This is a genomic window from uncultured Aquimarina sp. (assembly GCF_947496855.1).
Classification (GTDB): domain Bacteria; phylum Bacteroidota; class Bacteroidia; order Flavobacteriales; family Flavobacteriaceae; genus Aquimarina.
On the sequence record NZ_CANMED010000028.1, the window covers coordinates 1 to 1,201 of the forward strand.

Genomic DNA, 1,201 nt, shown 5'->3' on the forward strand with positions numbered 1-1,201 from the left:
AATATTTATATTTGGCTTAGTACCAAACCGAAACGTATTGCTTATCACCTGCCCTACGTTTCTTATACTGAACGTTGTGATTCATTAAAAACTAATCGAAAGATAAATAGTTAAATGTTAGTTGAAAATAAAATCCCATATAATGATGCATTCTGGAATTATCTAAATCATCAACTTAAGATTCACTTTAGGAAAAATGGATATAGTTACGATTGGATATACCCAATTGAAATATCAGTTAACTCACTCTTTAAAAAGAAAAAAACTAACGAACCAACAACTGTTAATACTACAATTTTGTTTGTTGAAAATGGAGAGGAAAAAGAATACTTGGGCAAGATAATTTTCGGAAATTATTCACGTAAAGCTTACGCCAATATCAAAGGAACTGATTTTACTAAATGTTATCCAAAATCTAACTTTACTGAATGGATAAAAATTGACGAATCCAATAGTGAGATAGAAATAAATCTAAAATAACAACTCGATTAGAAATCAATAATTAATGAATAAAATTAATCTAGAAACCTATAAATTATATTGCAAATATAAAGGGCAAGCGGAATGGGAAAATGATTCTAGAATAAGAAAACCTAAGGATGTTTACAAAGGAATAAGTAATGACTTCCATATCATAGATACTATATCAAACAATATATTTATGATCAAATCTGGATTGTATAGTACAGAACTTATGGAAGGAATGAAAAAGGAAATTGACGAGCTAAAAATAAAACTGACGGACGAAGTATACGGACATGTGGAACGGAATGAAAATATCTATCCAGAACCGAACAAGAACTTTTTCCAACGTTTGTTCAAATAAAAAAACGAAATCACAACACGATATATGTGCCATAGCAGCAAAGTAATCAATCGATTGGTTATTGTATTTTTGGTAAGGCGCAATGCTTGCAGAATGCAAAAGTTAGCAATCAATGCGCAGAAAAACCGAAAAGCAAGGTAACAATTTGCCCTGCTACGACACATATATTAAACGTTAGCTGTAATTTGACCAAACCAATGAAATTCTTTACTATAATTTTATTTATTCTTCCGCTAACCTGTTTTAATCAAGAACATTCAATTGAAAGAGGAAAATCTTTTGATAAAATAGAATTTGAATATTCAACTCTCGCAGATGCGAAGGAAAAATATGCTTCTGAAATTATTACTGATACTATAACTTACAGCTGTCCAT

2 protein-coding genes are annotated in these 1,201 nt (G+C 30.1%); both read left to right on the forward strand.

The window, feature by feature from the left end; all coding sequences use genetic code 11:
* Positions 1-114: 114 nt before the first annotated feature.
* On the forward strand, positions 115-480 hold the full coding sequence (locus tag Q0921_RS24915; protein WP_299261875.1) for a hypothetical protein: 366 nt from the start codon (positions 115-117) through the stop codon (positions 478-480).
* A gap of 25 nt (positions 481-505) precedes the next feature.
* Positions 506-826, forward strand: a complete 321-nt coding sequence (locus Q0921_RS24920; protein ID WP_299261877.1) for a hypothetical protein — start codon at positions 506-508, stop codon at positions 824-826.
* Positions 827-1,201: the final 375 nt, after the last annotated feature.